Source organism: Ruegeria sp. YTSB088, assembly GCF_059609825.1.
The window spans coordinates 113,022-128,135 of record NZ_JBXWMM010000001.1 but is presented as its reverse complement, the minus strand read 5'-3'; the positions used below and the strand labels follow the sequence as shown (position 1 = coordinate 128,135).

General features: G+C 57.5%; 17 protein-coding genes. 11 read left to right on the top strand and 6 right to left on the bottom strand.

From position 1 onward, the window contains the following. The first annotated feature begins 62 nt into the window (after positions 1-62). Positions 63-485, top strand: coding sequence for a MerR family transcriptional regulator (locus AC2FFA_RS00660; protein ID WP_496849370.1), 423 nt, complete (start codon positions 63-65; stop codon positions 483-485). Here AC2FFA_RS00660 and AC2FFA_RS00655 read toward each other — a convergent pair whose 3' ends face one another. Next, positions 486-905, bottom strand: coding sequence for an HIT family protein (locus tag AC2FFA_RS00655; RefSeq protein ID WP_496675096.1), 420 nt, complete (start codon positions 903-905; stop codon positions 486-488). It lies immediately after the preceding gene. A 305-nt stretch (positions 906-1,210) separates the two neighbouring features. Here AC2FFA_RS00655 and ctaD point away from each other — a divergent pair, with 305 nt between their 5' ends. The 3 genes from ctaD to AC2FFA_RS00640 all read left to right on the top strand — a co-directional run bounded on the left by ctaD (position 1,211) and on the right by AC2FFA_RS00640 (position 4,129). Next, the gene (gene ctaD, locus AC2FFA_RS00650) at positions 1,211-2,869 is read left to right on the top strand and encodes a cytochrome c oxidase subunit I (RefSeq protein WP_117869314.1); all 1,659 of its coding nucleotides are present in this window, start codon (positions 1,211-1,213) and stop codon (positions 2,867-2,869) included. 124 nt (positions 2,870-2,993) lie between these two features. Then, entirely contained in the window at positions 2,994-3,593 is a 600-nt protein-coding gene (locus AC2FFA_RS00645; RefSeq protein ID WP_496849367.1) for a 2-hydroxychromene-2-carboxylate isomerase, read from the top strand. Positions 3,594-3,637: 44 nt separating this feature from the next. Next, entirely contained in the window at positions 3,638-4,129 is a 492-nt protein-coding gene (locus AC2FFA_RS00640; RefSeq protein WP_496849366.1) for a DUF2244 domain-containing protein, read from the top strand. A gap of 21 nt (positions 4,130-4,150) precedes the next feature. On the opposite strand, the gene AC2FFA_RS00635 is transcribed toward AC2FFA_RS00640, so the two are convergent. Then, positions 4,151-4,636: a GatB/YqeY domain-containing protein gene (locus AC2FFA_RS00635; RefSeq protein WP_117869317.1), complete on the bottom strand. Its 486-nt coding sequence runs from the start codon at positions 4,634-4,636 to the stop codon at positions 4,151-4,153. Positions 4,637-4,819: 183 nt separating this feature from the next. Here AC2FFA_RS00635 and carA point away from each other — a divergent pair, with 183 nt between their 5' ends. Together carA and AC2FFA_RS00625 are read left to right on the top strand one after the other, a co-directional pair. Further along, complete coding sequence (gene carA, locus AC2FFA_RS00630) at positions 4,820-5,986, top strand: glutamine-hydrolyzing carbamoyl-phosphate synthase small subunit (RefSeq protein WP_496849364.1); 1,167 nt, start codon at positions 4,820-4,822, stop codon at positions 5,984-5,986. 81 nt (positions 5,987-6,067) lie between these two features. Further along, entirely contained in the window at positions 6,068-7,945 is a 1,878-nt protein-coding gene (locus AC2FFA_RS00625) for a glycosyltransferase (protein ID WP_496849362.1), read from the top strand. 3 nt (positions 7,946-7,948) lie between these two features. Here AC2FFA_RS00625 and AC2FFA_RS00620 read toward each other — a convergent pair whose 3' ends face one another. Next, positions 7,949-8,596 (bottom strand): GntR family transcriptional regulator, encoded by a 648-nt coding sequence (locus AC2FFA_RS00620; RefSeq protein WP_117869320.1) that lies wholly within the window; start codon positions 8,594-8,596, stop codon positions 7,949-7,951. Between the two features lie 100 nt (positions 8,597-8,696). On the opposite strand from AC2FFA_RS00620, the gene AC2FFA_RS00615 reads away from it, so the two are divergent. The 3 genes from AC2FFA_RS00615 (at position 8,697) to AC2FFA_RS00605 (ending at position 10,946) form a co-directional block, all read left to right on the top strand. After that, positions 8,697-9,341: a pyrimidine 5'-nucleotidase gene (locus AC2FFA_RS00615; RefSeq protein ID WP_496849361.1), complete on the top strand. Its 645-nt coding sequence runs from the start codon at positions 8,697-8,699 to the stop codon at positions 9,339-9,341. An 85-nt stretch (positions 9,342-9,426) separates the two neighbouring features. Next, positions 9,427-9,675, top strand: coding sequence for a hypothetical protein (locus AC2FFA_RS00610; protein ID WP_117869322.1), 249 nt, complete (start codon positions 9,427-9,429; stop codon positions 9,673-9,675). A 74-nt stretch (positions 9,676-9,749) separates the two neighbouring features. Next, the gene (locus tag AC2FFA_RS00605; RefSeq protein ID WP_496849358.1) at positions 9,750-10,946 is read left to right on the top strand and encodes a UbiH/UbiF family hydroxylase; all 1,197 of its coding nucleotides are present in this window, start codon (positions 9,750-9,752) and stop codon (positions 10,944-10,946) included. 12 nt (positions 10,947-10,958) lie between these two features. Here the strand turns inward: AC2FFA_RS00605 and AC2FFA_RS00600 are convergent, their stop codons facing one another. Continuing rightward, positions 10,959-12,086 (bottom strand): aminotransferase class V-fold PLP-dependent enzyme, encoded by a 1,128-nt coding sequence (locus AC2FFA_RS00600; protein ID WP_496849357.1) that lies wholly within the window; start codon positions 12,084-12,086, stop codon positions 10,959-10,961. Between the two features lie 231 nt (positions 12,087-12,317). Here AC2FFA_RS00600 and hutC point away from each other — a divergent pair, with 231 nt between their 5' ends. After that, complete coding sequence (gene hutC, locus AC2FFA_RS00595; protein ID WP_254683811.1) at positions 12,318-13,019, top strand: histidine utilization transcriptional repressor HutC; 702 nt, start codon at positions 12,318-12,320, stop codon at positions 13,017-13,019. A gap of 6 nt (positions 13,020-13,025) precedes the next feature. Here the strand turns inward: hutC and AC2FFA_RS00590 are convergent, their stop codons facing one another. After that, positions 13,026-13,484, bottom strand: a complete 459-nt coding sequence (locus tag AC2FFA_RS00590) for an Lrp/AsnC family transcriptional regulator (RefSeq protein WP_117869325.1) — start codon at positions 13,482-13,484, stop codon at positions 13,026-13,028. Next, on the bottom strand, positions 13,481-13,936 hold the full coding sequence (locus AC2FFA_RS00585) for an Lrp/AsnC family transcriptional regulator (protein WP_117869326.1): 456 nt from the start codon (positions 13,934-13,936) through the stop codon (positions 13,481-13,483). The genes AC2FFA_RS00590 and AC2FFA_RS00585 overlap by 4 nt, the downstream gene beginning before the upstream one ends. 131 nt (positions 13,937-14,067) lie before the next feature. On the opposite strand from AC2FFA_RS00585, the gene ilvC reads away from it, so the two are divergent. Beyond that, positions 14,068-15,090 (top strand): ketol-acid reductoisomerase, encoded by a 1,023-nt coding sequence (ilvC, locus tag AC2FFA_RS00580; RefSeq protein ID WP_117869327.1) that lies wholly within the window; start codon positions 14,068-14,070, stop codon positions 15,088-15,090. Positions 15,091-15,114: the final 24 nt, after the last annotated feature.

Below are 15,114 nucleotides of genomic sequence, written 5' to 3'. Positions count from 1 at the left end.
ACGGCTTCCCAGAACATGTAGTTCCTCTAGCCACTAGAGGTTCAAGAGGCCGCAACGGAAAAATGTACTCAATCGGGGACTTATCGCGCCGAACCGGAGTGAAAATTCCCACAATCCGGTTTTATGAAAACAAAGGCCTTTTGCCCAGGCCAGAGCGAACGGCGGGCAATCAACGCCGGTATGACGATACCGCGTTAAAACAGCTGATCTTCATTCGCCATTGTCGTGACCTGGGATTATCACTGGCCGACGTCGTGGGCTTGCTGTCCCTTGAGGGCGCGTCTGGCAGCGACCTTAACCGGGCGCACGAAATTGCCGAAAAGCAACTGGCCGACCTCCGGGATCGTATTGCCCGCCTTCAAAACCTCGAGGCGGAACTGACCCGAATTTCAGCGGCCTGCGACGGGCAGCACGACCACGTCTGTGCCGTGCCGCACGCGTTTCAGGATCATGGCGAATTTATGGGGCCACCTGGCGCCGAATGATCAGGCGAGTGCGGCGCTGATCTTTTTCGCGTGGTCCCCGATAAGCTCGAAATCCCCCATCTTGCCCGGTGGGCGCATGGAAACGCCTTCGTAGCGCGGCAAGATGTGAAAATGCAGGTGGAAGACTTCCTGCCCGCCTGCCGCCTCACTGAATTGCTGAATTGTCACCCCGTCCGCGTCAAATGCGGACTTAACGGCCCTGGCCATTTTCTGCACCGTTCTCATAACTGCCGTCAGTTGCTCGGGCGTAGCGTCCAGTACGTTGCGGCAGGGCGTTTTGGGGATTACCAGTAGATGCCCGTCAGTGCGTGGCATGATATCCATGAAAGCCAGCGTTTCGTCATCCTCATACACGCGCGTGCACGGGATTTCTCCGCGCAGGATTTTCGCAAAAATATTGTCGGGGTCGTAATCAGCCATCTCAAACCTCTGGATTGCGGGTGTTGGCACCGTTCTGAGACGCGCGCAGGCAACGGTCAAGGCGGAACTCTGCCAACACCCTTGCCGCATCGACAGGCCGGGCTTGAATTCTCGTCCGCCACGCCCAGATACCCCATGTTGAAGGCTGGAAAATCGCGCGGCACCCGCCTGCCCGCGACAATTAATCTTGATCCAGATCAAACTCGGCCATTGAAGGTGCCCTCTCCACATTCTAAAACCAGCAGGAATCCCGCGCGTTGGAGAGGTCCGACTGCGCGGTGCAGTTGCAACAGGAGGCACCTATAATGGCAGACGCAGCCATTCATGGCCACGACCATGAAGACGAGCGCAGCTTTTTCCAGCGCTGGTTCATGTCGACCAACCACAAGGACATCGGGATTCTGTACCTGGTCGTTTCGGCGCTTGCCGGTCTGATCTCGGTTCTGATGACCGTCTACATGCGGCTCGAGCTGATGCACCCGGGCGTTCAGTACATGTGCTTGGAAGGCTTCATGGCCGACCCATGTACACCCAACGGGCATCTGTGGAACGTCATGATCACCTACCACGGTGTTCTGATGATGTTCTTTGTTGTCATCCCGGCCCTGTTCGGCGGTTTTGGCAACTATTTCATGCCGTTGCAGATCGGCGCGCCGGATATGGCGTTCCCGCGGATGAACAACCTGTCCTTCTGGCTGTATGTCGCTGGTACCTCGCTGGGTGTGGCCTCGCTGCTCAGCCCCGGGGGTAACGATCAGCTTGGTTCGGGCGTCGGCTGGGTTTTGTACCCGCCGCTGTCGACGACCGAGGGCGGCATGTCCATGGATCTTGCGATCTTTGCCGTGCACGTATCGGGCGCCTCCTCGATCCTCGGCGCGATCAACATGATCACAACCTTCCTGAACATGCGTGCCCCGGGCATGACCCTGTTCAAGGTGCCGCTGTTCAGCTGGTCGATCTTTGTCACCGCGTGGCTGATTCTGCTGGCTCTGCCGGTTCTGGCGGGCGCGATCACCATGCTGCTGATGGACCGCAACTTTGGCTTCACCTTCTTTGATCCGGCCGGCGGCGGCGATCCGATCCTGTATCAGCACATCCTGTGGTTCTTCGGCCACCCGGAAGTGTACATCGTGATCCTGCCCGGATTCGGCATCATCAGCCATGTCATCGCGACCTTCTCGCGCAAACCGATCTTCGGTTATCTGCCGATGGTTTGGGCGATCATCGCGATTGGTGTTCTGGGCTTCGTCGTGTGGGCCCACCACATGTACACCGTTGGCATGTCGCTGCGTCAGCAGGCCTATTTCATGCTGGCCACGATGGTCATCGCGGTTCCGACAGGGGTTAAAGTCTTCTCGTGGATTGCGACGATGTGGGGCGGTTCCATCGAGTTCAAGACACCGATGCTGTTCGCCTTCGGCTTCCTGTTCCTGTTCACCGTCGGCGGTGTGACCGGTGTGGTTCTGTCGCAGGCTGGCGTGGACCGCGCCTATCACGACACCTACTACGTGGTCGCGCACTTCCACTACGTGATGTCGCTGGGCGCAGTATTCGCGATCTTTGCCGGGGTGTACTTCTACTTCAGCAAAATGACCGGCCGTCAGTACTCAGAGTTCTGGGGCAAGGTTCACTTCTGGATGTTCTTCATCGGCGCCAACCTGACCTTCTTCCCGCAGCACTTCCTGGGTCGTCAGGGTATGCCGCGCCGCTATATCGACTACCCAGAGGCTTTCGCCCAGTGGAACTTCGTTTCGTCGATCGGTGCGTTCATCTCGTTCGCCTCGTTCCTGCTGTTCTTTGGCATCGTGTTCTACGCCCTGTTCCGTGGTGCGAAAGAAACGCGTCCAAACCCGTGGAACGAATACGCGGACACGCTGGAATGGACCCTGCCCACGCCGCCGCCCGAACACACGTTCGAGCAACTGCCCAAGCAGGAAGACTGGGACAAGGGCCACGCGCATTGATCCCGATCTGATACAAAGAAAAACCCCGCCCAAGTGGCGGGGTTTTTCATTGCCTTCGCAGCCGGTTCGCCAATTGCACCAAAATCCGCTATGATACCCCCGCAGAACAGTCGGAGGATCGGCAATGCCGGAAATCGACTTTTGGTATTCAATCGGCAGCACATACAGCTTCCTTACCGTGATGCGTCTGGACGATTGGCGCGTTGAACATGACGCCACTGTTAACTGGCGGCCCTTCAATGTGCGCACGATCATGTCAGCACAGCAGAATATCCCGTTCACCGGAAAACCGGAAAAATCCACATATATGTGGCGCGACATCGAACGTCGCTGTGCCAAGTATCACATCCACGCCAGCCTGCCGGCACCCTATCCGATTTCCGACCTGGCCTTGGCCAATCAGATCGCTGTCCTTGGCATGATGGATGGATGGGGCAAATCTTTTACCCAAAACCTGTACCGTATCTGGTTTGAGGAAGGCGTCGACGCAGGCAGCGAAATCGCTCTGTCCGAAGCTTTGCTGCGCTGCCAGCAAGATCCCCGTCTGACACTGGCACGTGCGCGCAGCCCGGATATCGTCGCGGCACTGGAAGCTGAAACGGATATTGCCGTGAAACTGGGTGTTTTCGGTGCTCCCAGCTTTGTCGTGAGGCAAGAAGTGTTCTGGGGCGACGACCGTTTGGATGACGCCTTGTCTTGGGCGCGTGTCGGCCACGTCGTCTGATCAAAACCCGTCGACTTGACGCAGCACCGCGTTATGTTTCCGGTATGCCGTACAAATGGAATCAGACATCCGAAACCGAACAGGAACTGCGCCTCTGGCCGCATAACTCTCTGCCGCGACGCGGGGCAATGATCACTGTCCTGTCAGTGTTTCTGTTCGGCCTGATCCCGCTGCTGGCCGTGCTCGGATCAGTGGTACTGTGGGGACTGTTACCATTTCTGCTGATTTCGGTGTTGGGCCTGTGGTTTGCCCTTCAGGCGAACTATCGGGCGCGCAGCGTTTCCGAGGTATTGACGCTAACTGGTACCGAGGCCCACCTCGTCCACCATACTCGAGGCAACGGGTCGCAGGAATGGTCCTGTAACCGGTACTGGGCGCGACCTGAAATGCACGAGAAAGGCGGCCCTGTCCCTCATTACGTCACCCTTATTGGAGACGGGCGCGAGGTCGAAATAGGAGCGTTCCTGTCTGAGGATGAGCGCATCACGCTCTATGACGAATTGGTCCAAAAACTGCGCGAACCAATCGCGCAGTAATTGCCTTGAGCATCGGATGACTCAGCAGTTTCCGTTTGACGCGGCGCAGAGGTGGTCCTTGACCATCGGCCCGACCTTGCCGAAATCCATCTGACCGGTATAGCGGGTCTTCAGCTCGCCCATGACCTTTCCCATGTCACGAATGGAACCGGCTCCGGTTGAAGTAATCGCGGCCTGAATCGCTTTTGACACTTCATCATCATCCAGCTGCTTGGGCAGAAACTCTTCGATGACGGCAACTTCCTGCATCTCGCGCTCGGCCAAATCCAGGCGTCCGCCCTCTTCATAGGCGCGCGCGCTTTCCTTGCGTTGCTTGGTCATTTTACCAAGTATTTCAAGAACCTCTGCATCACCGCAGCCTTTGACCTCTTCGTTGTCCGAGGCGCGCGCGGCGATGTCACGGTCCTTGATGGCCGCGTTGATCAACCGCAGCGTCGATAGACGCTCGGCTGCCTTGTCTTTCATTGCTTGCTTCAGGGCGGCATTCACCCGTGATCGCATGTCCATTTGGCTTGTCCATCCCCATGACAACGGAACCCCGAACATATCTAAACAAAAAGCGTGTTACAACCGGGGGCGATCAGTCTTAACCTATTGAAAAATAACGATAGCCTAAAAAATGAACGGACTTGACCCAAGCGCCCAACCCCCTTAGGTATGCGCCGGTTTACCTTGCAGGAGAGTCGCGCCATGGCCCAGAACGTCCCGTCCAAGCCCACCGCATGTCTGGCCTTGGCCGACGGAACACTGTTTTACGGCCTCGGCTTCGGTGCAACCGGACAGACCGTGGCTGAACTCTGCTTCAACACAGCCATGACCGGATATCAGGAAATCATGACCGATCCATCCTATGCCGGGCAGATCGTAACCTTTACCTTCCCCCATATCGGCAATGTCGGCGTGAACCCGGAAGATGACGAAACCGGCGATCCGGTCGCCGCTGGCATGGTTGTCAAATGGGATCCGACCGAGCCGTCCAACTGGCGCTCGGCCGAGGAGCTGAAGGGCTGGCTTGCCCGCCGTGGCCGTATCGCCATCGGCGGCGTTGATACCCGTCGCCTCACACGCGCCATCCGCCAGCAAGGTGCGCCGCATGTGGCGCTGGCTCATGACCCCGAGGGCAATTTCGACATCGAAGCCCTGGTTGCTGCGGCCCGCGGCTTTGCCGGGCTGGAAGGTATGGACTTGGCCAAGGAAGTCACCTGTGCCCAAAGCTATCGCTGGGGTGAAATGCGGTGGGCGTGGCCTGACGGGTACAAGCGACAAGAGGCCCCTACCCACAAAGTCGTGGCTGTGGATTACGGTGCCAAGCGCAACATTCTGCGCTGCCTCGCCTCGGCTGGATGTGATGTCACCGTATTGCCAGCGACAGCAACCGCAGCCGAAGTGCTGGCCCATCAACCAGACGGCGTTTTCCTGTCGAACGGTCCCGGCGACCCGGCCGCAACTGGTGCTTATGCTGTGCCGATGATCAAGGAAATCCTGGACACAACCGATCTGCCCGTCTTCGGTATCTGCCTTGGCCACCAGATGCTGGCACTGGCTTTGGGCGGTCAGACAGTCAAGATGAACCATGGTCATCACGGCGCGAACCACCCGGTCAAGGATCTGGACACCGGCAAGGTCGAAATCACCTCGATGAATCACGGTTTTGCCGTGGACGCGCAGTCTCTGCCGGAAGGCGTTGTTGAGACCCACAGGTCGCTGTTTGATGGCTCGAACTGCGGTATCCGCATGACTGACAGACCTGTATACTCGGTACAATATCACCCCGAAGCATCGCCCGGGCCTCAGGACAGTTTCTATCTGTTCGAACGTTTCGCCGATGCGATGGAAAAGAAAAAAGAGCAGGCATAACGCCGGAATTTTCCAGAGTTAACGGCACGTTAACCTTGTTTGAACAACCCTGAGCGCAGGTAACTGTGCCAGGGTTTTATTATGGTTGAGCTTAACCTCCAGGATTTTACAACCGCCGCCCCGTTCCCGGCGCCCGGTTTTCGCAAACCGCTGGGCACTTGCCTGTTGGAGAACGAGGTCATCACCCGCTCGCAACTGGACCACGCATTGAGCCTGCAGGCCAGACAGAAAGCGCCCCTTGGCGAGATTTTGGTTGGCGAAGGATATGCCAACAGGCAAGACGTTCTGACGGCCCTATCCACGCAGTTCGAGTGGCAAATCGCGGACCTTGAACAGATCCCACCAATGCGCGGATTGTGCGAACTGAAGCCAGTAGATTTCTGGCTTGAACACAATGTTATTCCCTGGTTGCGCATAGGCCCGCTGCTTTTGGTCGCCACCGCCCGGCCTGATCGTTTTGCGACCGTTGTTGCCGAGATGCAGGATTGCGACCATGCCATCCTGCCGGTTCTTGCGGATTCTAATCAGATCGACCGGGTCATTGCACTGCACTTCTCGCAGACACTCGCAAATGCTGCCGAAACCCGTGTAAACGCCGCACAAAGCTGCCGCAACTGGACCGCCGGATCCCGGCTCGTAACATCCGCAACAGCGGTGAGTGTGTTGTTTCTTTTCGCCCTATTCCCCGCGTTTGGATTGATGGTTTTGTTGGGCGCGGCCGTGGGGACTTTGGTTCTTTTTGCAGCCTTTAGGACAATTGGCACCCTTGCCTACCTCGGCGACCACATGAAAAAGCCGACCGAACCACCAGAGGCGGCAATCGCGCTTCGACACCCCTGCGTGTCCATCATGGTGCCGTTGTACAAGGAACGAGAAATCGCGAATGCTCTGGTGCAGCGGCTCCAAAGGCTGACCTACCCCAAAGCGCTTCTGGACGTCATTCTCGTGCTTGAGGAAACGGATGACGTGACGCGCGACGCCCTTGCGCAGACGGCTCTGCCCAGTTGGATGCGTGTTGTTGTCGTCCCGGAATTGAACGGGCTGACCACCAAACCGCGCGCCATGAATTACGCGCTGGACTTTTGCCGTGGTGACATCGTTGGCGTTTGGGATGCCGAAGACGCACCTCAGCCAGATCAGATCGAACGTGTGGTGGCGCATTTCACTCAAGCTTCGCCCGAGGTGGTTTGCCTGCAAGGTGTTCTGGATTACTATAACCCTCGCACAAACTGGCGGTCACGCTGTTTTACCATTGAGTACAACAGCTGGTTTCGTGTGATCCTGCCGGGCATCGCACGTATGGGCCTGGTCGTCCCGCTTGGGGGAACGACGTTCTTTTTCCGCCGTGAGAAGCTGTTGGAACTGGGCGGCTGGGACGCCCACAATGTTACCGAAGATGCCGATTTGGGCGTGCGGCTTTGCCGGGCCGGTTATCGGACCGAGATGGTGGATACCACGACATTCGAAGAGGCAAACTTTCGAGCCTGGCCGTGGGTGAAGCAACGCTCACGTTGGCTCAAGGGTTTCATGGTTACCTATCTTGTGCACATGCGTAACCCTCGGAAACTGTATGCGGACCTGGGTGCAGTGAAGTTTCTTGGCCTACAGACGTTCTTCCTGGGCACGCTGGGTCAATTCCTGCTGGCCCCTGTTCTCTGGATTTTCTGGCTATACGCCATGGGCATAACCAATCCGATGGAGCAAATCCTGTCACACCAGATGGCAACAGTGTTGGTCTGGCTGTTTCTGGCGACCGAGGCCCTGAATATCTGCGCCGGGATCATCGCTGTATCCGCGCGTGAACGCCGTTTCTTGCTGCCTTGGGTCCCGACGATGTTTCTGTATTTTCCACTAGGTGTGGTTGCCGGTTACAAAGCGCTGTGGGAGCTGGCGACAAATCCGTTTTTTTGGGACAAAACCCAACATGGTCAGGCCAGCGAAGACATTCCGCTGGCCTGACGTTCATTTATCGCGACGACTGGCATCCTGTTTCAGACGAGTCATGAAAGCGATTGAGATATGCTCCTTCAGCGCCCGCCCCGCGGCTTCCTCGTCGCGGGCGGCGATGGCTTCTACAATTCCCTTATGCTCACTTTGTGCAATCTCACCACGCCCCTGAACTGCCAGAGAAGTGGTCGCCATCAGGGCCATCGTCCGGTGGACCAGATCGAGCTGCTGAACCAGATAGCGGTTGTGTGACGCCAGATGAATCTGTTCGTGAAACCGTCGGTTGGCGCGCGACAAAGCCGTTGGGTCATCGATAAGTTTGTCGTCTTCAACAACCATATCCTGAAGAACCTTGATCTCTTCTTCAGTAGCGTGTTTTGCGGCCAGCCGTGCGGCAAGCCCTTCAAGTTCCCGGCGCACAATGTAAAGCTCGGCCATCTGGTTGTGGTCCAGAGACGCCACGATCAATGACCTCCCGTCCCGTTCCAGCAAGGATTGGGTTTCCAAGCGTTGCAGCGCTTCACGGATCGGAGTGCGCGACACGCCGAACCGTTCAGCCAATTCGCTTTCGACCAATCGATCACCGGGCTTGTAGACCCCCACATCGATAGCTTCGAGAATAAGGCTGTAGGCGTCCTTGGTCGGGGATCGGGTTTGGCTCATGGGATCATTTGTCTCCTCGTTCGGACATGTCTAGCCGTGTCAGGGGGCGGCGATCAAGTACAGCATTGAAAACCGCCCGACTGCGCCCTAAACCCAAGCCATGGTCAAACCTTCGTTTAGTCATGTCACCCAATGGGTGTTCGATCTGGATAACACCCTGTATCCGCCGCAGATGCGGCTGTTCGATCAGATCGAAGTTCTGATGACGGACTATGTGGTGCAAGCCATCGGTGTGGAACGGGCCGAGGCCGACAGGCTACGCGCGCACTACTGGCGCGAATACGGGACAACGCTGGCCGGATTGATGGCCGAACATGATCTGGACCCCGACCCTTATCTGCACGCGGTACATCAGGTTGACATGAGCCACATGGACCCGGATGCGGAACTGGCCGATCATATACGCGCCCTTCCAGGTCGGCGGATCGTCTACACCAACGGCAGCGCGCCCTACGCGGAACGTGTATTGGATGCACGCGGCCTGACAGGCTTGTTCGACGCGATATATGGTGTCGAACACGCAGGGTATCGACCAAAGCCCGAAAAAGCTGCGTTCGAAGCGATCTTTGAAAAGGACGGCCTTCAGGCCGAAATGGCGGCGATGTTCGAAGACGACCCTCGCAATCTTGCGGCCCCGCACGAGATGGGAATGCGTACGGTTCATGTTTCTCCTGACCGGCATGAAGCCGATCACATCCACCATCACACGGACGATCTGACCGCGTTTTTGGCCCGCCTGCGATAGCCTGTCACAGTGCGACGATCTGCACGTTCCGCACCTGCATCTGCGTCCCTATATGCGCAGCAGCGACGAACAGATGGAGACCCCGATGAGCGCGATCGAGATGCCCGGACGCCTGCCGATTTGGCAACGTCTTTTCTTTGCAATTCCGGTTATGGGGTGGCTGGCGCGCGACGCGGCTAACGCTAAGCCAGAAGATCTGTACTATACTGTCGCTGCCATTTTCAGCATGTGGGGCTGTTCCATAATGCTGTTCGGCCTTCCCGGTCTCTACATCCCCGCCCTTATGATGGTGCCGGTGATGTTTCTGATCCTCGTCCTGATTTCGCGCGGCTGAAATACGGGACAGGATGTCACTTGGTACTCGGGGCAGATCCGAATTAGGTTCTGCCCGGAATGATGAGAGGCGCCATGACCGACAGCTGTGACATCCTGATTTCCGGTGGTGGGATCGCCGGTCTGACTGCTGCGGCGGTATTCGGAACGGCAGGATTTGAAGTGATCTGCGTTGATCCGAGCCCTCCGATCACCGAGCGGGATGTGGACGGGTCAGACCTGCGCACCACAGCTTTTTTGCAGCCTGCGCGCGGCCTGCTGGAACAATGCGGTCTGTGGGCAAGGCTGGATGCTCACGCGGCTCCGCTGCAAATCATGCGGATCGTTGACGCGGGCGGCGACGTGCCCGAGCCGCGCGTTGTCCGCGACTTCAACGCAGCCGACATTTCTGAACACCCTTTCGGTTGGAATTTGCCCAACTGGTTGCTGCGCCGAGAAATGGTGGCGCGACTGGCTGAATTGCCCAATGTCGATTTCCGCCCCGGCACCGGAACCACCAGCTTGTTCACCCGAACCGCCGAGGCCCGCGTGGGCCTGAGCGATGGAAGCCGCGTCCGGTGTAAACTGGTGCTTGCCGCCGATGGTCGCAACTCACCTATGCGCGAAGCCGCCGGGATCAAAGTGCACACGACACGATATGGGCAGAAGGCGCTGGCATTTGCGGTGACACACCCAATTCCACACGAGCAAGTCTCGACCGAGATTCACAGATCCGGGGGACCGTTCACGATGGTGCCTCTGCCTGACTGGAAAGGGCAGCCCTCGTCCGCCATTGTCTGGATGGAACGCGGACCGAAGGCCGTTGAACTCCTGAACCTTGAGCCCGAGGCATTCGAAGCCGCTATGACCGCTCGTTCTTGCGGTTTGTTCGGCCCGCTGAATTTGGCCTCCCGCAGAACGATCTGGCCGATCATCAGCCAATCCGCAGAACGGCTGGCGGGGGAACGCATTGCCCTGATGGCTGAGGCCGCGCATGTGGTGCCACCCATCGGAGCACAGGGATTGAACATGTCGCTGGGCGATCTGCGTTGCCTGCTGGATTTGGCGCAGGCCCGGCCCGAAGGTCTGGGAGACGCACAGATGCTGGACGCCTATCACAAGGCCCGTCACACCGAGGTCGAGATGCGCGTCAAGGGCATTGATCTGCTGAACCGCGCCTCGATGATCGAGGCACGTCCGCTGCGGGATGCACGGGCGATGGGTCTGAGCGCGCTTTATTCTCTGCCAAGCGTGCGCAAGACGTTGATGCAGATGGGCCTTGGCGTTCGCTAAGGCCCGGTCCGCTTACAGAACCTGATCCAGCACCCGCTTCAAACGCGCGATGGTGCCGTCCACGTCGTACAGCTTGTCGAGCCCGAACAGGCCCAACCGAAAAGTGCTGAACCCTTCGGGCTCATCGCATTGCAACGGGACACCAGCGGCAATCTGCATACCCAGTGCCGCAAATTTCCTGCCGTTCTGAATTTCGGGATCCGAGGTGTAGCTGACCACAACTCCGGGCGCGCCGAAACCGTCGGCGGCAACCGAAACAACGCCCTTGTCCTTCAGCATCGACCGCACACCGTCGCCCAACGCCCACTGCGCCGCACGCAGTTTTTCGAACCCATAATCTCGAGTCTCTGCCATGGTGTCGCGGAAAGCCAGCAAAGCATCGGTCGGCATCGTGGCGTGATAGGCGTGGCCGCCGTTTTCATAGGCTTGCATGATCTGCCGCCATTTCTTCAAATCAATGGCGAAACTGTCAGAACTGGTCTGCTCCAGCCGTGCCTCGCCCCGTTCAGACAGCATGACCAGACCGGCACATGGCGACGCGCTCCACCCCTTCTGAGGCGCAGAGATCAGAACATCGACACCGGTGGTTTTCATGTCCACCCAGGCGCAACCCGACGCAATGCAATCCAACACCATCAATGCACCCACCTCGTGCGCCGCGCTTGCCAGCGCGGTCACATAATCATCCGGCAGAATGACCCCCGCCGAGGTTTCGACATGCGGAGCAAAAACAACACCGGGCTTTTGTTCGCGAATCGCGGCGACGACCTCTTCGATCGGAGCAGGCGCAAAAGGCGATGGGCTGGCATTGCCAGTCTCCCGCGCTTTCATGACCGTGGTCGAGTTTGTCAGGGAACCGCTCTCAATGATCTGGCTCCACCGGTACGAGAACCATCCGTTGCGAACCACCAGCACATCCGCGCCGCGCGCAAACTGTCGGGCGACCGCTTCCATGGCATAGGTTCCACCGCCCGGAATAACTGCGACACCTTCCGCGTTGTACACGTCTTTCAGCATGTCCGAAATGTCGCGCATCACCTGCTGAAACTTCTGCGACATATGGTTCAGAGAGCGGTCGGTAAACACGACCGAGAATTCTTCAAGCCCGTTCGGGTCAACGGTATCCAACAAGGCAGGCATGAGGCGTCCTTTCCAAATCGTTTTCGAAGTTTTGTCCCCTTTGCTCGTGCGGGTAAAGCCCATTCGCGACAAAAGTTTGACCCCATGTAAAGTAGCGGAAACAGTAACTTTTTTCCGCCTACGCCCCTGAAAACACGAGAAATGACGCCAAGTAGTGTCACTTCCCCTTTACACTTCTGCTTGATTCTGAACAGATGCGCACACTTTATACTTGAAGGGACATATTTACCCGTGACGATACAAAAGCGGATCAGCTTCCAGTTCGTTCGAGACGAAGTAAAACGACGCATTGAAAGCCGTGTCTGGCCACAAGGATCGCTTTTGCCGACAGAGACTCAGCTGGCTGAGGAATTCAATTGCGCCCGGGCCACTGTGAACAGAGCCATGAGGGAACTGGCCGATCAGGGCTTTGTCGAGCGCAAACGCAAGAGCGGAACACGTGTCAAGAAAGAGCCCAGCAAACACGCCAAACTCGAATTTTCACTGGCGCGGCAAGTGGTCGAAAGCCAGAATGCAACCTATCGCTACGCGCTTGTTGAACGGAACGTAGTCACCAGCCCCGGATGGCTTTCGTCACAAATCAACGTGGCACCGGATGTGCGCGTTCTGCATATTGTCTGCATGCATTATGCAAATAATCGGCCTTTTCAGATGGAAGAACGGTGGATCAACATTGAGGCTGTTCCAGATGTAGAGGACGCGGACCTGATCGAACAGGGGCCACATGAGTGGCTGTTGACGGCTGCGCCCTTTACCGACGCCGAGGTTGCTTTCTGCGCCATTTCTGCGGATGCGCGGTTGGCAGAATTCATGGGCACCACGGCAGGGACATCCATGATTCAGATGGAACGCACAACGTGGAAAGAAGACAAACCACTCACCTTTGCGCGTATGACACACCATCCGGGTTATTGTATTCGTACCAAATACTGAGCGTATTCAACCGATCGGCCCAGGTAGGCGTTCTTCGCTAAGCAGCACGTTTGCCTCGACATCGCCCGCGCCCGGCAATGTCATGATCCGGCGCCGCAATACACGCTCGAAATCAGCCAAGTCTCGGGCCACGACACGCAGTCGATAGTCATACAGTCCAAGCACATGCTCGACTGTCTGCACCTCGGGAACGGCACTGACGGCGCGCTCAAAATCTTCAAGGCTGATCTGGCCTTTTCGCCCGAGTTTGATACCCAGAAAGACGGTAACACCAAACCCAAGCGCCTCGGCATTCAGGCGCAGCCGTCGGCCCTTGATTACCCCGGTTTCTTCCAGCCTGCGGATACGACGCCACGTGGCGGGTTGAGATAACCCGAACCTGCGCCCCAACGCTCCGGCACTTTGCGTCGCGTCCTGTTGCAGTGCGCGAAGAAGACCGCGATCAATCTCATCCAGCTCAATCATACCGGCAGTACCTCGTCCCGCTTGACCCTCGCGATATGCATCAGGGCCTCGATATCGGCGATATGAGGCAGGGTCAGAATCCGGTCGCGATAGAGCTGCTGATAGTGCTTCATATCTCTTGCAATGACGGAAAGACGAACGTCGACACGACCCAGAAAGGTCTGGATCTCGATTACCTCTGCCACATCACGCGCCGCCTGCGTGAATTCGTCGAACGCACGGGCTTGAGTCTTGTCAAGCGTGATCCGAAGCGAGACCTCGACTGCATATCCCATCGCGGCCCAGTCTATCACGGCCTCCTGCCCTTCGATGATCCCTGCGGCCTGCATCTTTTCGATCCGCCGCCAGCAGACACCCGCGCTGATCCGGCAAAGATCGGCCAGTTCCGCTGTTGTCAGGCTCGGGTCTGCTTGAAAGTGGCGCAGAATGCGTCGATCAATATCATCAAGCATGATTTTTTTATTTTCTCCTGTTATCGCGAATTATTCTTCATCTTTTTTGCAAATACTCAAGCCCAACCCTATCGCCATTGCGCGAACAGGCAGATACAACCGCCGCAACCTAACCAGAAAGGACCGGCGAAATGCGCGTCTATTACGATCGCGATTGCGACATCAACCTGATCAAAGACAAGAAAGTGGCCATCCTCGGCTATGGCTCGCAAGGTCACGCTCACGCGCTGAACCTGCGCGACTCCGGTGCAAAGAACCTGGTCGTCGCCCTGCGCGAAGGATCGCCTTCGGCTAAAAAAGCCGAAGCCGAAGGTTTGCAAGTCATGGGCATCGCCGAAGCGGCGGCCTGGTGCGACGTCATCATGTTCACCATGCCCGACGAGCTACAGGCCGAGACCTACAAAAAATACGTCCACGACAACATCAAGCCCGGTGCGGCCATCGCGTTTGCGCACGGCCTGAATGTTCACTTCGGCCTGATCGAGCCGAAAGAAGGCGTCGACGTCATCATGATGGCCCCCAAGGGCCCCGGCCATACAGTGCGCGGCGAATACACCAAGGGCGGCGGCGTTCCCTGCCTGGTCGCGGTTCACAACGACGCAACCGGCAAGGCGCTGGAAATCGGCTTGTCCTACTGCTCGGCCATTGGTGGCGGCCGCTCGGGCATCATCGAAACCAACTTCCGTGAAGAGTGTGAGACCGACCTGTTCGGCGAACAGGCTGTTCTGTGCGGCGGTCTGGTCGAACTGATCCGTTGCGGGTTTGAGACTTTGGTCGAAGCCGGGTACGCCCCTGAAATGGCCTATTTCGAGTGTCTGCACGAAGTGAAACTGATCGTCGATCTGATCTACGAAGGCGGCATCGCCAACATGGATTATTCGATCTCGAACACCGCAGAGTACGGCCAGTACGTCACCGGGCCGCGTATCCTGAAATACGACGAAACCAAAGCGCGTATGAAAGAGGTCCTGAACGACATCCAGCAGGGTAAATTCGTTCGTGACTTCATGCTGGAAAACGCCGTTGGCCAGCCGACCATCAAAGCGGCGCGCCGTGCCAATGACGAGCATCAGATCGAAGAAACCGGCGCCAAGCTGCGCGGCATGATGCCGTGGATCTCGGCCGGCAAAATGGTCGACAAAGAAAAGAACTAAGCCTGACCTTAGTCAGCATCAGGG

Coding starts and splice junctions, on each gene's coding strand:
- AC2FFA_RS00660 (WP_496849370.1), top strand. CDS start 63: ATGTACTCAATCGGGGACTTATCGCGCCGAACCGGAGTGAAAATTCCC.
- AC2FFA_RS00655 (WP_496675096.1), bottom strand. CDS start 905: ATGGCTGATTACGACCCCGACAATATTTTTGCGAAAATCCTGCGCGGA.
- ctaD (WP_117869314.1), top strand. CDS start 1,211: ATGGCAGACGCAGCCATTCATGGCCACGACCATGAAGACGAGCGCAGC.
- AC2FFA_RS00645 (WP_496849367.1), top strand. CDS start 2,994: ATGCCGGAAATCGACTTTTGGTATTCAATCGGCAGCACATACAGCTTC.
- AC2FFA_RS00640 (WP_496849366.1), top strand. CDS start 3,638: ATGCCGTACAAATGGAATCAGACATCCGAAACCGAACAGGAACTGCGC.
- AC2FFA_RS00635 (WP_117869317.1), bottom strand. CDS start 4,636: ATGGACATGCGATCACGGGTGAATGCCGCCCTGAAGCAAGCAATGAAA.
- carA (WP_496849364.1), top strand. CDS start 4,820: ATGGCCCAGAACGTCCCGTCCAAGCCCACCGCATGTCTGGCCTTGGCC.
- AC2FFA_RS00625 (WP_496849362.1), top strand. CDS start 6,068: ATGGTTGAGCTTAACCTCCAGGATTTTACAACCGCCGCCCCGTTCCCG.
- AC2FFA_RS00620 (WP_117869320.1), bottom strand. CDS start 8,596: ATGAGCCAAACCCGATCCCCGACCAAGGACGCCTACAGCCTTATTCTC.
- AC2FFA_RS00615 (WP_496849361.1), top strand. CDS start 8,697: ATGGTCAAACCTTCGTTTAGTCATGTCACCCAATGGGTGTTCGATCTG.
- AC2FFA_RS00610 (WP_117869322.1), top strand. CDS start 9,427: ATGAGCGCGATCGAGATGCCCGGACGCCTGCCGATTTGGCAACGTCTT.
- AC2FFA_RS00605 (WP_496849358.1), top strand. CDS start 9,750: ATGACCGACAGCTGTGACATCCTGATTTCCGGTGGTGGGATCGCCGGT.
- AC2FFA_RS00600 (WP_496849357.1), bottom strand. CDS start 12,086: ATGCCTGCCTTGTTGGATACCGTTGACCCGAACGGGCTTGAAGAATTC.
- AC2FFA_RS00590 (WP_117869325.1), bottom strand. CDS start 13,484: ATGATTGAGCTGGATGAGATTGATCGCGGTCTTCTTCGCGCACTGCAA.
- AC2FFA_RS00585 (WP_117869326.1), bottom strand. CDS start 13,936: ATGCTTGATGATATTGATCGACGCATTCTGCGCCACTTTCAAGCAGAC.
- ilvC (WP_117869327.1), top strand. CDS start 14,068: ATGCGCGTCTATTACGATCGCGATTGCGACATCAACCTGATCAAAGAC.